The sequence below is a fragment of the Rhizobium sp. RAF56 genome (assembly GCF_052113965.1).
GTDB lineage: Bacteria > Pseudomonadota > Alphaproteobacteria > Rhizobiales > Rhizobiaceae > Rhizobium.
In genome coordinates this window covers 153,742-171,485 of sequence record NZ_JBFRDU010000007.1, presented here as the reverse complement: position 1 = coordinate 171,485, position 17,744 = coordinate 153,742, and the positions used below count along the sequence as shown (strand labels likewise).

Here is a 17,744-nt window from a genome sequence, read left to right as displayed (position 1 = left end):
CTTAAATCAATTGCGCCGCCAAAGGCATAGGCCACGGTCTCGCCCGGGCGTTCATCCACAAGAGACGGGGTTTTATCGCGAAAGAAGAAGAATGGCGATGGCGTGTGCCATCGGCGTCGGGGTCATACTTCCTGCTGGACGTCTTTCCCGGCCCGAGCCGCGCGGTCGGCCATCCGGCGCGCGAAGGCGTCGATCATCTGGCGCAGCCCCGGTTCCTGCACGCGGGTCGCGGCTTCCGTCGGGGAGATCCATTCGAGCGTGCGTTCGCCCTTTTCCTTGAAGTTCTTGGCCTGGCCGGTGACCTCGAGAGCATAGACCTGAACCTGGCATTCGAGCTTGACGCCATTCTTCATCGTCTTGCCATAGCCGAAGGTGCCGAGAGGCTCGGCCTCGATCGTCCCGCGAACGCCGGCTTCCTCCAAGGCTTCCTGTGCGGCCACTTCGTGCGACAGCTTGCCCGGCATCGGCCAACCCTTGGGAATGACCCAGCGGCCGGTGTCGCGGCTGGTCATCAGCATCAGCTCCAATTCGCCCGTCTTCTTTTTGACCCGATAGCAGAGCGCGGCATACTGCTGTCGCGGCGGTCGCCGGAACATCAGCTGCACATCACTCGCCAAACGGGTAAGTAGGGTCAATCGGGCACCTGCGCATCTCTTCGAGAGAATCGCTCTCAATATATGTATTGTAATGGAAACTTGCGTCATTCTTGCGTGCGAAACAGCGCACAGGCACAATTTTGTATAATCGCTTGATAGGCACCAGTAGCGCCGATTTACGTCCGATTTGCGCCGTAGCTTACCTTATTTGCGACTTGGATTCACTTCCACCAATGGGCGAGGTACCGGCATGCGGCATATTGTTCTCACGATCCTTATTCCCTGACCGCGTTTCCTTCGCTAAGGATGGGGCTGACGTTCCACATGCGGGCTTGAGGGGACCAACTGCATGCCGAATGGGCATTTCGCTTTTCCGCCGGCGCCAGATCGGGCGCGGGCGCTCGGGGAGATCCATGCCAGGCCCTACGCGCTGGTGTCGTCTCCACGGGTTATTTTCCAGCTTGCCTTCATGATGGACGGCGGTTCTGCGGTGCACCACGCCGTGATATCGGAGCTGTCACGCGCGCGTGGCGTGGCGCCGCCGGAAAAAGACGCGCGCCATCACGCGATGCCGTGGGGGCAGGGCACGCTTCGGTGGGAACGGCATACGGAATTTTCGACGTGGTTCTGGGACGGGCCGCCGCCGGAGCATTTCGGCGACGAGGTGGCGGTGCATCCCTTCGGCGGCGGCTTTTCTCCGCCTGGCATGCTGGTTTCAGGCATTCGGCTGGAGATCCGCCCGGAAGGCAAGGCGCGCGACGAAGCCGTCGCCATCTTCGATCCGGCAAGCCTCTGTTGCAGCGACACCAAGAACGGGCAGGCGGCGATCCTCACCGATTTCCGCCAGAACGGCGACGGCCTCACGCAGATCCTTCTGATCGACCGGGGCCTGACCGAGGCGGGGCGCGGCGCTCTGGTCCAGCGCCTTCTCGATATCGAAACCTATCGCACGCTCGCCATGCTCGGGTTGCCGCTCGCCCAGACGCTCTCGCCGGAAATCCGGCGGATCGAGGACGGGTTGACGGCGATCACCCAGCGCATGCGCGACTATGCCCGCGACGAGGCCGACGAGATGCTCGGCGAGATCACGCGGCTTGCGGCGGAACTCGAGGCCAACGCCGCGCTCAGCCTCTATCGGTTCGGCGCCAGCCGCGCCTATGACGGCATCGTCAGCGAACGGGTCGCGATGCTCGCCGAGGCCGCCATGCCCGGCTACGAAACGCTTGGCTCCTTTCTGGAAAGGCGTTTGGCGCCTGCCATGCGCACCTGCCAATCCGTCGAGGAGCGTCAGGAGAACCTGTCGCGCAAGCTCACCCGTGCGACGAGCCTCGTGCGCAGCTGGATCGACGTCGAGCTGGAACGGCAGAATTCCGAGCTTCTCGCATCCATGGACCGCCGCGCCAATCTGCAGCTTCGCCTGCAGCAGACGGTGGAGGGCCTGTCGGTCGCCGCGATCTCCTACTATGTCATCGGCCTTCTGGCGCACGTTGCCGAAGGCATCGGCCACGACGTCATCCCCATAGAGCCGCCCGTTCTCACCGCCATGGCTGTTCCCTTGGTGGTGCTCACCGTCTGGCTGGTCATGCGCCGTATCCGCAAACGCCACGTCGAGGAGCACTAAGCAATTCCAGGAAAAGTGTGAAACGGTTTTCCGTCCGGAATTGCGTGAAAACAAAAAGGATAGAGCCGGTCTGCGATTCAAGGAAAAGCAGATGTGCTGTAGCTAATTCCTACCGCTCCCAGTAGGGAACGGGGCCGTAGAGATCCGTGAGATAGTCGATGAAGAGGCGTATCTTCGCCGGCAGGAACTGGCGGCTCGGGTAGACGGCCGAAAGCGCCACTCCCCGGGAGCCTTCATAAGCCGGCAGGACCTGCACGAGCTGCCCGGACTTGAGTTCCGGGCCAATGTCCCAGGTAGAGCGGAGCGCAATACCCTGGCCGGCAATCACCGCTTCGCGGATCACCTCGCTGGAATTGGTGACGAGACGGCCCATGGGCTTGATCGTCATTGCGCCGTTCGGCCCTTCCAGCCGCCAGACGTCGTTGTTGTGCGGCGGCAGGCAAATGTGGCGGCGCAGATCCTCGACGTCTTCAGGCGCGCCGTGGGCGGCGATATACTCCGGCGAGGCGCAGAGGATGCGGCGAACCGGCGCCAATCGTCGCGCCACGAGGCTCGAATCGGTGAGTTCCGCGATGCGGATGGCGAGATCGAAGCCGCCGCCGATGATATCGGTGAGCGCATCGCTCAGCACGAGATTGACGGAGAGATCCGGATGGGCGTCCATGAAGCTCTTCAAATGCGGGGCGACGTGCATGCGCCCGAAGGAGGTCGGCGCCGAGATTTTTAGCGTGCCCTGCATCTCGGTCGAGCGGCCGGCGATATAGGCTTCGGCCTCCTCAAGTCCTGCCAGAACGGCAAGCACGCGGTCGTAAAAGCCCTGGCCGGCCTCAGTCAGCGAGATCTGCCGCGTCGTGCGCTGCAAGAGGCGGGCGCCGAGGCGAACTTCAAGACGCTTGATGCGCTTGGAAATAACGGCCGGCGACAGGCCGAGCGCCCGGCCGGCAAGCGACATGCTGCCGGCGGATACGACGCTTGCGAATATTTCGAGATCGCCGAGGTTCGTCATGCGCTGCGTTTCACTTTTTCCCTTTAGGCATAAGTGCTTAGCATTTGCGCCCGTGAAGCGAAAGTGCTAGGCCTTGGGTAATGGGAAACTGCGCGGACGAGCCCGCCGAGGAGGACGCCATGGCCGAGGCCATACCGTTTCTGGCGCCGCGCGCCGAGGTGCTGGCGCGCCGGGCGGAGATCGTTGCCGATCTCATTGATCTGCTGCCGCCGGAATGTCTCGTGCACGAGCCGCGCGAACTTATGCCCTTCGAGACCGACGCTTTCGTTTCCTACCGGCGGCTGCCGCTTGCCGTCGCGCTGCCGCGCTCCACGGCCGAGGTCGCGGCAGTCATGAAATATTGCCATCGCTACGGCGTTCCCGTCGTGCCGCGCGGCGCCGGCACGTCGCTTTCGGGCGGCGCGATCCCTCAGGAGGATGCGGTCGTTCTCGGACTGTCCAAGATGAACCGTATTGTCGACATCGATCTTGCCAACCGCACCGTGACCGTCCAGGCGGGCGTGACCAATCTCTCCATTTCGGATGCCGTCTCGGCGGACGGTTTCTTCTATGCGCCCGATCCGAGCTCCCAGCTTGCCTGCACGATCGGGGGCAATATCGGCATGAATTCCGGGGGCGCGCACTGCCTGAAATACGGTGTAACCACGAACAATCTGCTCGGCGTGAAGATGGTGCTCGCCGACGGCGTCGTGATCGAGCTCGGCGGAAAGGCGCTCGATGCGGCGGGCTATGATTTGCTCGGCCTCGTCTGCGGCTCGGAAGGCCAGCTCGGTGTCGTCACCGAGGCCACCGTACGGCTCATCGCCAAGCCGGAAGGCGCGCGGCCGGTGCTCTTCGGCTTTGACACTTCGGAAGACGCCGGCGCCTGCGTCGCTGATGTAATTGCCGCCGGCATCATTCCCGTTGCGATCGAATTCATGGACAAGCCCGCGATCGAGATCTGCGAAGCCTTCGCCAAGGCCGGCTATCCGCTTGACGTCGGCGCGCTGTTGATCGTCGAGGTCGAGGGTTCCGAGAGCGAGATGGATGCGATGCTTGCCGACATCGTGGCGATCGCCCGCCGGCACGGTGTCAAAGTGGTGCGCGAATGCCAGTCGGCGACCGAAGCGGCGCTGATCTGGAAGGGCCGCAAATCCGCCTTCGGCGCGACGGGTCGCATCGCCGACTATATCTGCATGGACGGCACGGTGCCGCTCAGCCAGCTTTCGCATGTGTTGAAAAGGACCGCGGAGATTGTCGATCACTATGGCCTGAGGGTCGCCAACGTCTTTCACGCCGGGGACGGCAACATGCATCCGCTGATCTTGTTCAACGCCAACGATCCCACCGAATCGGCAAATGCGGAAGCTGCCGGCATGGATATCCTAAGGCTCTGCGTCGATGTCGGCGGCTGTCTCACTGGCGAGCACGGGGTTGGCATCGAGAAACGGGACCTGATGCGGCATCAATATGCCGACGTCGATCTCGCTCAGATGATGGCGGTGCGCGCGGCGTTCGATCCCGGCTGGATCCTCAATCCGTCCAAGGTGTTCCCGCTCGACGGGCGGAATGCCGCATGAGCGACTTCATACCGGCAACAGAGGCGGAGGCGGGCGCGATCGTGCGTGATCATGCCGCGCGTCGTGCGCCGCTTGCGGTTTTTGGCGGCAATACGCGGCGAGGCTTCGGCAATGCGGTCGCGGCGGAGGCGACGCTGCGCTCGACGGGGCTCTCCGGCATCGTCGCCTATAATCCCGGTGAGATGGTGATGACCGTCAAGGCCGGCACACCGGTCTCCGTGGTCGAGGCCGCACTTGGCGAAGGCGGGCAGATGATGGCGTTCGAACCCGCCGACCATCGCCCGCTGATGGCGACCGAGAGCGAGCCGACCATCGGCGGTGTCTTTGCAGCCAATGTTTCCGGCCCGCGTCGTTTCGTGGCGGGCGCTGCGCGCGACAGCCTGCTCGGCGTGCGCTTCGTCAACGGCCGAGGCGAGATCGTCAAGGCCGGCGGCCGCGTGATGAAGAACGTCACAGGCCTCGATCTCGCCAAGCTGATGGCGGGCTCGCACGGCACACTCGGGCTCATCACCGAAGTAACCTTTCGCGCGCCGCCGCGCCCGAAGACCGAGGAAACCGTGGTGGTCTCCGGCTTGAATGACGCCGAGGCCGCAGGGATCATGGCAGCAGTGATGGCGTTGCCGGTCGAGGTGTCTGGCGCGGCGCATCTGCCGCTGACGGTCGCCTGGAAATTCCTTGGCGGCAGTCTGCCCGAAGGTGAGGCGACCGTGCTTCGCATCGAAGGCTTGCCCGGCTCCGTCGAGGCGCGGGCGAAGAAGCTTTCCGACGCCATGGGGCGGATGGGCGGCGTAAACCGCTTGGACACGGACAGCAGCTCCCGTCTTTGGCGGGAAATCCGGGATGTTCTGCCCTTTGCCGATGGCACGGAGCGGCCGGTCTGGCGCGTCTCGATGGCGCCCGGCATAGCTCACCAGCTGGTCGCGGCGCTGAGGTTGGAAGTGGGCGTCGATGCCTTCTACGACTGGCAGGGCGGTCTCGTGTGGCTGCGAATGGAAGCCGAACCGGATGGCGATCTCGTGCGGCGCTTCATCCATGCGCTTGGCGGCGGCCACGCGACGCTGCTGCGAGCTTCTTCGACGGCCAGGGCGGCCAGCGCCTCCTTCCAGCCGCAGCCCGAGGCGGTGGCGCTTCTGTCCCGCCGGGTCAAGGAGAGCATCGATCCGGACGGCATCTTCAATCCGGGGAAGATGGGACCATGACGGATTTCGCAATGTGGTACCCCCCTCTGCCCTGCCGGGCATCTCCCCCTCAAGGGGAGAGATCGGCTGGAGGCCATGCCGACTTTCCAATCTCCCCCGTTGTGAGAAAGATGTCACGAAGGGACGGCGCGGGGTATGAACCCGCGCGGACGGAGCCCGCATAGATGCAGACCAATTTCACCCCCGAACAGCTTGCCGATCCGCATGTGGCGGAATCCGAAAAGATCCTGCGCCGCTGCGTGCATTGCGGCTTCTGCACCGCGACCTGTCCGACCTATGTGACGCTCGGCAACGAGCTCGATAGCCCGCGAGGGCGCATCTACCTCATCAAGGACATGCTGGAAAACGGCAGGCCGGCGGATGCCGAGGTCGTCACCCATATCGACCGCTGCCTGTCCTGCCTTGCCTGCGTCACCACCTGTCCGTCGGGCGTGGACTACATGCATCTGGTCGACCACGCCCGCGCCCATATCGAGCAAACATATCGGCGACCGGTGATGGACCGGCTGACGCGAAACCTGCTGGCGGCGGTGCTGCCCTATCCCGGCCGGTTTCGTCTGGCGCTGAAACTCGCAGCGCTTAGCCGGCCGTTCAGGGGGCTCGTCCGGCGCATACCGGCGCTGAAAGCATTTGCGGCAATGCTCGATCTTGCGCCGCGCACGCTGCCGCCGCGGTTGCCATTCTCACGCCCAGGCACGCATGCGCCGGAGATGGCCAAGCGTGGGCGCGTTGCGATCCTATCCGGCTGCGCGCAGCCGGTGCTCGACCCGGCGATCAACGCGGCGACGATCCGGCTGCTGACGCGGCTCGGCATCGAGGTCGTCGTGCCGGAAGGGGAGGTCTGCTGCGGCGCGCTCGTGCATCACATGGGTCGGGAGGAGCAGGCGCTCGCCAACGCGCGCATAAATGTGGACGTCTGGCTGCGCGAGATCGAGGCAGGCGGGCTCGATGCGATCATCATCACCGCGTCCGGCTGCGGCACGACGATCAAGGACTATGGCCATATGCTGCGGCTCGACCCGGCCTATGCGCAAAAGGCAGCGCGTGTCTCGTCGCTTACCAAGGATATTACGGAATATCTGGCAAGCCTCGACTTGCCGGCGCAAATGCCGAAGGGCATTGCCGTCGCCTATCATTCGGCATGCTCGATGCAGCATGGGCAGAAGATCGTTGCCGCGCCAAAGCAGCTCTTGAAGGCGGCGGGGTTCACCGTTCGCGACCCGGCCGAGGGACATCTCTGCTGCGGCTCCGCCGGCACCTACAACATCATGCAGCCAGAGATTTCCGCCGAGCTCAAGGCGCGCAAGGTGCGCAATATCGAGGCAACGAAAGCGGACGTGATCGCGACCGGCAACATCGGCTGCATCACGCAGATCGCCAACGGCACGACGCTGCCTATCCTACACACGGTCGAGCTCCTCGACTGGGCCTACGGCGGCAACGTCCCGGAAAAGTTGGGAAATATGTCTTCCGTCCAAAATCATGTAAAAACAAATAGATAGAGCGTTTTTGCGAAAAGCAGAAACGCTCTATCTGGTAGGCGCACCTTGGTGCGTTGTCGTCAGAAGTGGAACGAAACGCCGAAGTTGATGGCGTTGGTGAAGACGTTGGTCTTCAGGGACTGGCCGCTGTCGATCGGGACGTTGTCGACGAAGGAATAGTTGCCCTTATATTCGATGAACGACGACCAATGCTTGGTGAACTGGTAGCTGATGCCGGCCTGGGCCTGCAGCGTGGCGCCGCCGAACTCGTAGTCGAAGGTCGTGCCCGATGCGCGCGTCACCTCGACGTGCGGTATGTTGACGCCGACGCCGGCGCCGACATAGGGCGTCCACTTGCGGCTCGGATCCTGGAAGCGGTAAAGCGCGTTCAGGGTCACGAGATTGAGGCCGTCGGTAAATTCGAAATGCGTCCAATCCGGCGGCGTGTTGTCGAGATTGCCGTAGACTTTGGCGTGGGTGTAGTCGAGCGAGACGCCCCAGTTCGGCTGATTGAGTTCGTCAAGCCACCAGATGCCGCGGGCGCCCCAGTAAAGCGGGTTGCTGAACGACTTGCCGGACCAGTCCGGGTCGAAGGAGGTACCGTCCGAGATCTTCACGTCGTTGCCGGTCGCTTCCTGGGCGCCGCCGTAAATGGAAATCTGCATCTCAGCGGAGGCGCTGCCGGCCGCCAGTGCGAGGGCGGCGAAAGCCGTGCCAGCCAGGAGTGAACGAGAGGCGCGGAACATGGAATGCATAGTAGACCCCCAATGGCGATGGCATGTATTTTTGGATGGCTTTCGCGACGCCCTACTGCAAGGCGCATAAGCCATCTGACTCGGCCCCGTGATTCAGTACGAGCGATTCCTGACACGAAACTGAACGAGCCGGCCGCATGGCCGGCTCGTCAAATGGTTTCGCGACAGGTGTGGCGTATGTGCCATAGTTCGAATATCTAATGCAGATCAGCCGCCGAACATCGTACGCAAGAGGTCGATGCCGCGGTCCTCGTAGCTGATCTCTCCCTGCTTGTTGCCCGGACCAACGACGACGACCTTGGTGCCGACCGGGGCGCGGTCGTAGAGGTCGGTGACGTCCTGGTTCATCATGCGGATGCAGCCGGACGACATGTTCAGCCCGATGGTCCAGGGCTGATTGGTGCCGTGGATGCGGAACACCGTGTCGTGACCGTTCTGATAGAGATACATGGCGCGCGCGCCGAGCGGATTGTCCTCGCCGCCAGCCTGAGTGGGAGGCAGCTTGTGGCCAGCCTTCGCCTCGCGTGCCCGCATCTCCGGCGGCGGCGTCCAGACCGGCCATTCGGATTTGCGGCCGATCTTGACGATGCCCGACCAGCCGAAGCCCTCGCGGCCGACGCCGATGCCGTAGCGCGTGGCGCGGTCATCTCCTTCGACGTAGTAGAGATATTTGTGGTTCGTATCGACGATGATCGTGCCCGGTGCCTCGTCGGTCACCAGCTTGACGAGCCGGCGCTTGAATTGCGGTTTTATGATCGTGGTCCGGGATACGCCGCGCACCGCGTCGGTCGCGGTAGCCGGTCCGGAAGTGCCATTAACGGTGCTCGCCTCGGCGGCTGTCACCACAAAAGATATGGCGACGGCCGCCACGGCCGTCACCTTCAACAAAGAATGCATAAATGAGTCCCCTCAGAGCCTGAATGAGGACAGAGGCTAACGAAACTTTGCCCGCATTCAAGAGGAAGGTCGCCCGCTTACACATTTTTAATCGCGCAAGCGGTGCTAAATGAGATGATTGCTGCCTAAAGTTGATTAAATCACATCACGATGACGCGCGTTCCAACTTTCACGCGATCGAAGAGGTCGACAACATCCTCGTTGCGCATGCGGATGCAGCCCGAAGAAACCGCGTAGCCGATCGTCCAGGGTGCGTTGGTGCCATGGATACGGTAGAGCGTCGAGCCGAGATACATGGCGCGCGCGCCAAGCGGATTGTCCATACCGCCATTCATATGGGCCGGGAGATAGTGACCCCTGGCCGCCTCGCGGCTCAGCATTTCGCTGGGCGGGTTCCAATCCGGCCATTCCTGCTTGCGGGTGACGGAGTGGGCACCGGCCCATTCGAAGCCGGGCTTTCCAACCCCGACGCCGTAGCGGCGTGCCTTGCCGCCGTCCATTACGAGATAGAGCAGACGGTTGTTGGTGTCGATGACGATCGTGCCCGGCTTCTCCTTGGTCTGGTAGCTGACCATCTGGGGGAGGAATTGCGGATCGAGGGTGGAGCGAACGGCAGGGCGAACGACCGAGGCCGGCTGCAGGGCGCCACGCTCAAACAGTCCGCGCGGACGGGTGACGGTGCGCACTGCCGCGCCTGGATAGACGACCGGCTGCACGGTTCCCCCGAGCTGCATCACCCAGGGTGCGGTGAGGTCTGGGCTGATGACCACCGGCGGACGCGCCTGATAACGGTCGTTGCCGAGTGCAGCGCCGGCCGAAAGGCCAATGACGCCAACGGCAAGCAGGAAGCGAAGTTTCTTCATCAGGCGGACTCTCTACTATTGGCCGAAGAGGATGAGGAGGGCGAGCGCCACGGCTCGTCCCTTGGCGGCATGCTGCCAGCCCCAAGCCAGCGAAATCGTAAATGTCCGTTCATGAAAATGCCGCGAAACAGATAAAGTTTTCGGCAAGGTTATCGCCCGGTTTGGAAAGATGGTTGTCGAATGGTAAATGCTAGGGCACACGGGGGCGAATCGCGCACATGAGCGGCACAGGCATCATTACCGGCGACGACGGCAAGGATCGCTGCTTCTGGCACGCCAATCTGCCCGAGTATCGCCGCTATCACGACGAGGAGTGGGGGCGCCCGGTCACCGACGATATTCGCCTCTTCGAAAAGATCTGCCTGGAGGGCTTTCAGTCGGGGCTCTCCTGGCTGACCATCCTGCGCAAGCGCGACAATTTTCGCGCCGCTTTCGCGGGCTTCGATTTCGACAGAGTGGCCATCTTCGATGATGTCGACATAGAGCGATGCCTCAGCGATATCGGCATCGTGCGGCATCGCGGCAAGATCGTTTCCACCATCAACAACGCCCGCCGCGCGATAGAGATGAGGAGAGAGTTCGGCTCGCTGGCCCACTATTTCTGGGGCAACGAGCCGAAGCCGGATGAGCGACCGGTGCGCGTCGATTATCCGACGCTCGCCGCCAACCCCACGACGCCGGCTTCCGTGCGTATTTCCAAGGACTTGAAGAAGCGGGGATGGACTTTCGTCGGCCCGACCACCATCTACGCATTCATGCAGGCGATGGGGCTTGTCAACGACCATATCGAAGGCTGCTACTGCCGCGCGGATGTCGAGACGATGCGAAAGGCGCTGGTGCGGCCATGATGGCAACGACAATTCGGCTATCGATGCTGGCGGCGCTGCTGATCGGAGAGGCCGCGGTGGCTGAGGACGCGCAGCAACTTCAGATCCCGGAGCTCGACCGCGGAGAGACGTTGGAAAAGCTCGGCTTTCCGGCCGTTACCGAAAGGCTGACCGGCTGGACCAAGTTCGGCAAGGGCAAGGTCTACACGCTGCCCGTCAAGGCCGGCCAGCATGTCAAAATTACCTTCGGCTCCAAGAGCCCTTATGCCTTCATGGCAATTTTCGACCTCGCTTCCAGCGACGACGAGGCATTTTTCGGCACCGACGAGGATGGCCTGACCGCCGACGTGACCGTCGAGGCCGACACGACCTGGCTGATCAAGCCCTATTATTCACGGGTAACGCGCAGACGCGGGTTGGGTGCGCCTTACTCGATCCTGATCGAGCCGCAAGCCGCCGGACCGGTACAGTCGCAGCCGGCAACTCAGCCGCAACCGCAGAAGCCCTCGCTCTTCCCGCCCCGGACGCCCGCTGCCAAGCAGTAGCGGGCCTTGTTTAGTCAATTGGTTCCGAGCAGATCCTGCTGCTTATCGAAGGTTGTCGATCAGGCCGCGCAACTCGCCAAGGTGATCGATCTTGCGAAAGCGCGGCGCCTCGCGCGGCTCTTCGACGTGCTCGATCACCCAGGTAAGCTCATGTGGCACGAAGACGCCGTAGCTGCCCGCGGCAATGGCCGGCACGACATCGGACTTCAGGGAGTTGCCGACCATCATCGCGCGTTCGGGCCCGTCTCCCACCTTCGAGAAGATGCGTCGATAGGTGACGGCGGTCTTGTCGGATACGATTTCCACCGCATCGAAGAGATCGCCGAGGCCAGATTGCGCCAGTTTGCGCTCCTGGTCGAAGAGGTCGCCCTTGGTGATCATCACCAGCAGGTAGTTTCCTGTCAGCGCTTCCAGCGTCTCGCGCACGTGCGGCAGCGTTTCGACCGGGTGGGCGAGCAGCTCTCGTCCGACGTCGAGGATCCGGGAAATGGTCTTTGCGGGAACATGACCTTCCGTAATCTCGATTGCAGTCTCGATCATCGACAGCGTGAAGCCCTTTATGCCGAAGCCGTAATGCCCAAGGTTACGTTTTTCGGCTTCCAGCAGCCGCTCGGAGACATGATCGCCCTCGGCATAGTCGGCAAGCAGCGCGGTGAAATGCCTTTCCGTCAGCCGGTAGAACTGCTCGTTCTGCCAAAGCGTGTCGTCTGCATCGAAGCCGATTGTGGTGAGTGGCCGCAGCGACATGACATCATCCTCATCCTACATAAGCATGGAAGGCGGAATCTAACGATCTTCCGCTTCCAGGCAAGACCATTTGCTCAGTCACGGCTGCGTGAGGTGAGAGCCCGACAGCGTTGAAATCCTGAGACCGCGCCATATGTGCAGTTGCCTCCCCCCAAGCGCTCGCCCCTCGGCGCGTGCCTTCCGCACATTTCAAAGACAAGGACATTCCAGCATGCGTTACAATCAACTTGGCAATACCGGCATGTTCGTTTCCGAGCTGTGCCTGGGCACGATGACGTTTGGCGAGGCGGCCGCCGGCTCCATGTGGGGCAGCATCGCCGACGTCGACCAGGCGGGTGCCGACCGGATCGTCGAGCGGTCGCTTGCAGCCGGCGTCAACTTCATCGACACCGCCGACGTCTATTCCGGCGGCGCCTCGGAGAAGCTGCTGGGGCAGGCGCTGAAGAACGTCGGCGTGCCGCGCAAGGACGTCGTCGTCGCCACCAAGGTCTACGGCGTCGTCGGCGACAAGCCGAACGATCGCGGCGCCTCGCGCGGGCACATCATGGATTCGATCCAGATGAGCCTCGATCGGCTGCAGACGGACTACGTCGATCTTTACCAGATCCACGCGACCGACGCGATCACCCCGATCGACGAGACGCTGCGTGCCTTCGACGATCTCGTCTCGCGCGGGCTGGTGCGCTATGTCGGCGTATCCAACTGGCAGGCCTGGCGAATCGCCAAGGCGCTCGGTGTTTCCGAACGACGTGGCTTTGCCCGTTTCGAGACCGTACAGGCCTATTATTCGATCGCCGGACGCGATCTCGAACGGGACATCGTTCCGATGATGGCGGAGGAGAAGCTGGGGCTGATGGTCTGGTCGCCGCTTGCAGGAGGCTTGCTTTCCGGAAAATACGGACCGGGAGCACCGGGCAACGGCGAGGGCCGCCGCGCCAGTTTCGATTTCCCGCCGGTCGACAAGGATCGCGGCTGGGCTTGCGTCGCGGCGATGCGCGAGGTCGCGTCCAAGCATGGCGCGAGCGTTGCCGAAGTCGCGCTCGCCTGGATCCTCGCCAAGCCCTTCGTCACCAGCGTCATCATCGGCGCCAAGCGCATCGATCAACTCGATCAGAATCTGGCGGCGGTGAAGCTTAGGCTCGACGCCGAGGATATGGCGAAGCTGGACGATGTCAGCGCGCTTCCGCCGGAATATCCCGGGTGGATGCTGAGCCGGCAGGGTACCGCCCGCCGCCCGGAGCCGTTCGAGCCGAAGGGCTGAGCGGCCTAAGGCCGAGAGCTGCTGCGGCATCTCAAACTGCTGCAGCATCCTTCGCGTCTCCGAGGAGACGTACGGCGCAGCGGCTTTGGCCGCTCATCACTTGCCGTGCTTCTTCAACCAGGCGTTCATGTCCTTGATTTCGGCTTCCTGCGCTTTGATCACCGCCTCGGCGAGCTTGCGCATGGTGGGATCCTTGCCGTACTGCAGCTCGATCTTCGCCATGTCGATCGCGCCCTGATGATGAGCGATCATGCCACGGGCGAAATCGCTGTCCGCGTCGCCGCTGTAATGGATCATCATATTTTCGTGCATCGTCGCATTGGCCTTGGCGAACGCCTGGCTTGAAGGCCCCTGGTCGCCCATCGGCTTGCTCATATCCATGTCAGACATGTCTTCGGCAAGGGCGGGAACAGCGAGTGCTAGAGCAAGCGCGGCTACGGCAATTGTCAATCTTAGAAGCATGAGAATCCTTTCCACATGTAGCAATGCACGACGAGCAGGCTTCTGGTGACCGCTTTCAAAGCTTCGCCGCCTTGCGCAACGCATCGTTGATGCGGCCTTGCCAGCCTTTGCCGGTCGCCTTGAAAGCGTCGATGACGTCTGGATCCAGCCGCAAGGAGATCTGCCGTTTCGGCCTTTCGGCCGCCGGCCTGCCACGCGCGCGGCGTATGCTTTCGGCAAGCTCCGGAAAAACATCAGCAAAGGTCCGGGCATTCTTGAAGTCTTCTTCGGTCCATTCGGGATTATCGGAGACATCGCCCCAATCTTCCTTGGTGTAGCCGCGGCCCTCTTGAAACACAGTCCGAGCGTCAATTTTCTTTGTCGGCATTCAGCAGCCTCCGTTCCGTCCTGGAATATATCACCCCGCCTGTTGCCGCACTATCCTTCGCGCTTGCCGCTGCTTACCCGATCCGCTAGGAAACCCAGACATTTATTGAAGCGGACGCCAGACAAAATGAACGACAAGCCGAAGAAACCGCAAAAGCTCAGAGCCCGCCTGCCGCGCGGTTTCGTCGACCGGACGGCTGCCGATATCCGCGCCGCCAACGAGATGATCGAGACGATCCGGCGGGTCTACGAGCATTACGGCTTCGATCCCATCGAAACCCCGCTGTTCGAGTATACCGATGCGCTGGGGAAATTCCTGCCCGATGCCGACCGTCCGAACGAGGGCGTTTTCTCGCTGCAGGACGACGACGAGCAGTGGATGAGCCTGCGCTACGACCTGACCGCGCCGCTCGCCCGCCACGTCGCGGAGAATTTCAACGATATTCAGCTGCCTTACCGCACCTATCGCGCCGGTTACGTCTTTCGCAACGAGAAGCCGGGTCCGGGTCGCTTCCGCCAGTTCATGCAGTTCGATGCCGATACCGTCGGCGCACCGGGCGTCCAGGCGGATGCCGAGATGTGCATGATGATGGCCGACACGCTCGAAGCCCTTGGGATCGCGCGCGGCGACTACATCATTCGCGTCAACAACCGCAAAGTCCTCGACGGTGTTCTCGAAGCGATCGGGCTCGGGGGCGACGACAAGTCCGCACAGCGGCTGAACGTGTTGCGCGCCATCGACAAGCTCGACAAGTTCGGGCCGGAGGGCGTGGCGCTGCTGCTCGGCCCCGGCCGCAAGGACGAGTCGGGCGACTTCACCAAGGGTGCCGGCCTCGACCAGGCGCAGATCGACAAGGTGCTCTTCTTCGTCGGCATCAAAAACTATGCCGAGAGCGCCGGGCAGCTGGCCGACCTCGTCTCCGGAACGTCGCGGGGCGGCGAGGGCGTCGACGAGCTGAATTTCATCGGTGCGCTGGTCACGAGCGCCGGCTACGGCGCCGACCGCATCAACATCGACCCTTCGGTGGTGCGCGGTCTCGAATACTATACCGGCCCGGTCTATGAGGCCGAACTTCTGTTTGATGTCACCAACGAGAAGGGCGAGAAGGTCGTTTTCGGCTCCGTCGGTGGCGGCGGGCGCTACGATGGGCTCGTCTCGCGCTTCATGGGGCAGCCGGTGCCGGCGACCGGCTTCTCAATCGGCGTATCGCGGCTGATGACGGCGTTGAAGAACCTCGGCAAGCTCGGCCAGGACGAGGTGATCGAGCCTGTATTGGTGACGGTGATGGACGGTGATGTCGGGGCCATGGGCCGCTACCAGCGCTTCACGCAGGACCTGCGCGCTGCCGGCATTCGCGCCGAAATGTACCAGGGCAACTGGAAGAAGTTCGGCAACCAGCTGAAATATGCCGACCGTCGCGGTTGCCCGATCGCCATCATCCAGGGCGGCGACGAGCGCGCGGAAGGCGTCGTCCAGATCAAGGACCTGATCGAAGGCAAGCGCCTGTCCGGCGAGATCGAGGACAACACCGCCTGGCGCGAGGCGCGCGTGGCGCAGGACGTCGTGCAGGAAGCCGACCTTGTCGCCAAGGTGAAGGAAATTCTCGCAGCCCAGGCGGAGGATCGGGCGAGGGCGGCGAATGCTTGATAGCTGGCCCCTTCTGTCATGCCGGACGTCTCCCCCACAAGGGGAGAATTGCTCGAAGGGGCAACCCACATGCCGCTGATCGGCCTCCCGAATTTCGCCGAAGAGCTGCTCGCCGAATTTTCGGCGCGCAACACCACGCGCGTCGACACGCCGGTCATCCAGCCGGCGGAACCGTTTCTCGACATGGCCGGCGAAGACTTGCGCCGGCGCATCTTCATGACGGAGAGCGAGACGGGCGCCAGCCTCTGCCTCCGCCCGGAGTTCACCATCCCCGTCTGCCTGCGCCACATCGAGACCGCGACCGGTACGCCGAAGCGCTATTCCTATCTCGGCGAGGTTTTTCGCCAGCGCCGCGGCGGCGGCAATGAGTTCTATCAGGCAGGCATCGAGGATCTGGGCGAGACGGAAACGTCTGATGCCGACGCCCGCGCGATCGGCGACGCGATAGGCATTCTGAAACGGCTGCTGCCGGGCCGGACGCTGTCGGTAACGCTCGGCGACCAGGCGGTGTTCGAAGCCGTGGTGCAGGCGCTCGGCCTGCCGTCCGGCTGGCAGAAGCGGCTCGTCCATGCCTTCGGCGACATGAAGCATCTGGAAGCGCTCCTGAAGCGCCTGTCGAGCCCGCGCCCCGTCACCGGCCTCGACCCGCTCGTGCTCGAACTGGTTGCGCGCGGAGACGAGGCGGCACTCGTTGCCCATATCGACGTGACGATGGAGGCGACCGGCTATTCGACCAATGCCAGCCGCTCGCCGCTGGAGATCGCGCGACGGCTGCGCGAAAAGCTCGTGCTCTCCGCGACGCGGCTCGACGATGCCGCGATGCTGGTGCTGAAGGAATTTCTATCGCTGTCCGTCCCGCTTTCCGAGGCCTCATCCGCGCTCGGCGGCTTCGCGGATGCCGCGGGGCTGAAACTGCAGGCGGCATTGACGCGCTTCGATGCGCGGGTGACGGCTCTTGTCGCGGCTGGCGTCGATCCGGCAGCGATCAATTATCGGGCCGCCTTCGGCCGTCCGCTCGACTACTATACCGGGCTTGTCTTCGAGGTTTCGGATGTCGACGGTTCGGTGCTCGCCGGCGGCGGACGGTTCGATCGGCTGTTGACCTTGCTCGGTGCGAAGCATCATATCCCGGCAGTCGGCTTTTCGCTCTGGCTCGACCGCATCGAAACGGCGAGGGCCGAAGCATGACCATCACCATTGCGCTGCCCTCCAAGGGCCGTATGAAGGAGGATGCTTCCGCCGTATTCGAACGCGCCGGCTTCAAGATCGTCGCCGTCGGCAACGACCGCTCCTATCGCGGCCGCATCGAGGGTCTTGATGACGTCGAGGTCGCCTTCCTGTCGGCCTCGGAGATTTCCCGCGAACTCGGCAGCGGCACGATCGATTTCGGAGTGACCGGCGAGGACCTCGTGCGCGAGGGACTGGCGGAAGCCGACCAGCGCGTCGAATTCTGCACCCCGCTCGGCTTCGGCCACGCCGACGTCGTGGTGGCGGTGCCGGAAATCTGGCTCGACGTCGACACGATGGCCGACCTCGGCGACGTCGCGGCGGATTTTCGTGCGCGGCGCGGCCGGCGCCTGGCGATCGCAACCAAGTATTGGCGGCTGACGCAGCAGTTCTTCTCCAGCCAGCACGGCATCCAACTCTATCGCATCGTCGAGAGCCTGGGGGCGACCGAAGGGGCGCCTGCCTCCGGCTCCGCCGACATCATCGTGGATATCACCTCGACGGGCTCGACGCTGAAAGCCAATCACCTGAAGGTGCTGTCGGATGGCGTGATCCTCAGCTCGCAGGCCTGTCTGATGCGCGCCCGCAAGGATGCGCACGAGAGCGACCCGATGGTGAGCCGCATCATCGATGCCGTTCGCTCCGCCCTCTGATCGCGAACCTTGCTTTATCCTGAAGACATGA

The 17,744-nt window shown here is 63.0% G+C and carries 18 protein-coding genes; 10 read left to right on the top strand and 8 right to left on the bottom strand.

Annotation, left to right across the window (positions count from 1 at the left end; translation table 11 throughout):
* Positions 1–122: 122 nt before the first annotated feature.
* Positions 123–635, bottom strand: coding sequence for an NUDIX hydrolase (locus AB4048_RS08230; protein ID WP_442201440.1), 513 nt, complete (start codon positions 633–635; stop codon positions 123–125).
* A gap of 310 nt (positions 636–945) precedes the next feature.
* Between AB4048_RS08230 and AB4048_RS08225 the strand changes: the two genes are divergently transcribed.
* The gene (locus tag AB4048_RS08225; protein ID WP_442201439.1) at positions 946–2,217 is read left to right on the top strand and encodes a DUF3422 family protein; all 1,272 of its coding nucleotides are present in this window, start codon (positions 946–948) and stop codon (positions 2,215–2,217) included.
* Positions 2,218–2,326: 109 nt separating this feature from the next.
* On the opposite strand, the gene AB4048_RS08220 is transcribed toward AB4048_RS08225, so the two are convergent.
* Positions 2,327–3,223, bottom strand: a complete 897-nt coding sequence (locus AB4048_RS08220; protein ID WP_442201438.1) for a LysR family transcriptional regulator — start codon at positions 3,221–3,223, stop codon at positions 2,327–2,329.
* Positions 3,224–3,342: 119 nt separating this feature from the next.
* Here AB4048_RS08220 and AB4048_RS08215 point away from each other — a divergent pair, with 119 nt between their 5' ends.
* The 3 genes from AB4048_RS08215 (at position 3,343) to glcF (ending at position 7,483) form a co-directional block, all read left to right on the top strand.
* Entirely contained in the window at positions 3,343–4,782 is a 1,440-nt protein-coding gene (locus AB4048_RS08215) for an FAD-linked oxidase C-terminal domain-containing protein (RefSeq protein WP_442201437.1), read from the top strand.
* A complete protein-coding gene (locus AB4048_RS08210; protein ID WP_442201436.1) occupies positions 4,779–5,981 on the top strand; it encodes an FAD-binding protein in 1,203 nt (400 codons plus the stop codon). Before AB4048_RS08215 ends, AB4048_RS08210 begins: the two co-directional genes overlap by 4 nt.
* Before the next feature lie 164 nt (positions 5,982–6,145).
* Complete coding sequence (gene glcF / locus AB4048_RS08205) at positions 6,146–7,483, top strand: glycolate oxidase subunit GlcF (RefSeq protein WP_442201435.1); 1,338 nt, start codon at positions 6,146–6,148, stop codon at positions 7,481–7,483.
* Positions 7,484–7,542: 59 nt separating this feature from the next.
* Here the strand turns inward: glcF and AB4048_RS08200 are convergent, their stop codons facing one another.
* The 3 genes from AB4048_RS08200 to AB4048_RS08190 form a co-directional block, all read right to left on the bottom strand.
* A complete protein-coding gene (locus AB4048_RS08200; RefSeq protein ID WP_442201434.1) occupies positions 7,543–8,217 on the bottom strand; it encodes an outer membrane protein in 675 nt (224 codons plus the stop codon).
* Positions 8,218–8,424: 207 nt separating this feature from the next.
* Entirely contained in the window at positions 8,425–9,114 is a 690-nt protein-coding gene (locus AB4048_RS08195) for a L,D-transpeptidase (RefSeq protein ID WP_442201433.1), read from the bottom strand.
* A 140-nt stretch (positions 9,115–9,254) separates the two neighbouring features.
* Positions 9,255–9,980: a L,D-transpeptidase gene (locus AB4048_RS08190; RefSeq protein ID WP_442201487.1), complete on the bottom strand. Its 726-nt coding sequence runs from the start codon at positions 9,978–9,980 to the stop codon at positions 9,255–9,257.
* Positions 9,981–10,195: 215 nt separating this feature from the next.
* Between AB4048_RS08190 and AB4048_RS08185 the strand changes: the two genes are divergently transcribed.
* Positions 10,196–10,825: a DNA-3-methyladenine glycosylase I gene (locus tag AB4048_RS08185; RefSeq protein ID WP_442201432.1), complete on the top strand. Its 630-nt coding sequence runs from the start codon at positions 10,196–10,198 to the stop codon at positions 10,823–10,825.
* A gap of 23 nt (positions 10,826–10,848) precedes the next feature.
* Positions 10,849–11,349: a hypothetical protein gene (locus AB4048_RS08180; RefSeq protein WP_442201486.1), complete on the top strand. Its 501-nt coding sequence runs from the start codon at positions 10,849–10,851 to the stop codon at positions 11,347–11,349.
* A 42-nt stretch (positions 11,350–11,391) separates the two neighbouring features.
* Here the strand turns inward: AB4048_RS08180 and AB4048_RS08175 are convergent, their stop codons facing one another.
* A complete protein-coding gene (locus AB4048_RS08175) occupies positions 11,392–12,096 on the bottom strand; it encodes an HAD family hydrolase (protein ID WP_442201431.1) in 705 nt (234 codons plus the stop codon).
* A gap of 211 nt (positions 12,097–12,307) precedes the next feature.
* On the opposite strand from AB4048_RS08175, the gene AB4048_RS08170 reads away from it, so the two are divergent.
* Positions 12,308–13,357 (top strand): aldo/keto reductase, encoded by a 1,050-nt coding sequence (locus AB4048_RS08170; RefSeq protein WP_442201430.1) that lies wholly within the window; start codon positions 12,308–12,310, stop codon positions 13,355–13,357.
* Positions 13,358–13,453: 96 nt separating this feature from the next.
* On the opposite strand, the gene copM is transcribed toward AB4048_RS08170, so the two are convergent.
* Both copM and AB4048_RS08160 read right to left on the bottom strand, forming a co-directional pair.
* Positions 13,454–13,819 carry a CopM family metallochaperone gene (copM, locus tag AB4048_RS08165; protein WP_442201429.1) on the bottom strand — a complete coding sequence of 122 codons (366 nt, stop codon included), beginning with the start codon at positions 13,817–13,819 and terminating at the stop codon, positions 13,454–13,456.
* Positions 13,820–13,874: 55 nt separating this feature from the next.
* Positions 13,875–14,186: a BrnA antitoxin family protein gene (locus tag AB4048_RS08160; RefSeq protein WP_442201428.1), complete on the bottom strand. Its 312-nt coding sequence runs from the start codon at positions 14,184–14,186 to the stop codon at positions 13,875–13,877.
* 126 nt (positions 14,187–14,312) lie between these two features.
* On the opposite strand from AB4048_RS08160, the gene hisS reads away from it, so the two are divergent.
* The 3 genes from hisS to hisG all read left to right on the top strand — a co-directional run bounded on the left by hisS (position 14,313) and on the right by hisG (position 17,713).
* Positions 14,313–15,833 carry a histidine--tRNA ligase gene (gene hisS / locus AB4048_RS08155; RefSeq protein WP_442201427.1) on the top strand — a complete coding sequence of 507 codons (1,521 nt, stop codon included), beginning with the start codon at positions 14,313–14,315 and terminating at the stop codon, positions 15,831–15,833.
* Positions 15,834–15,902: 69 nt separating this feature from the next.
* Positions 15,903–17,021 carry an ATP phosphoribosyltransferase regulatory subunit gene (locus AB4048_RS08150; protein ID WP_442201485.1) on the top strand — a complete coding sequence of 373 codons (1,119 nt, stop codon included), beginning with the start codon at positions 15,903–15,905 and terminating at the stop codon, positions 17,019–17,021.
* Entirely contained in the window at positions 17,018–17,713 is a 696-nt protein-coding gene (gene hisG, locus AB4048_RS08145; RefSeq protein ID WP_442201426.1) for an ATP phosphoribosyltransferase, read from the top strand. The genes AB4048_RS08150 and hisG overlap by 4 nt, the downstream gene beginning before the upstream one ends.
* The last annotated feature ends 31 nt before the right edge of the window (positions 17,714–17,744 follow it).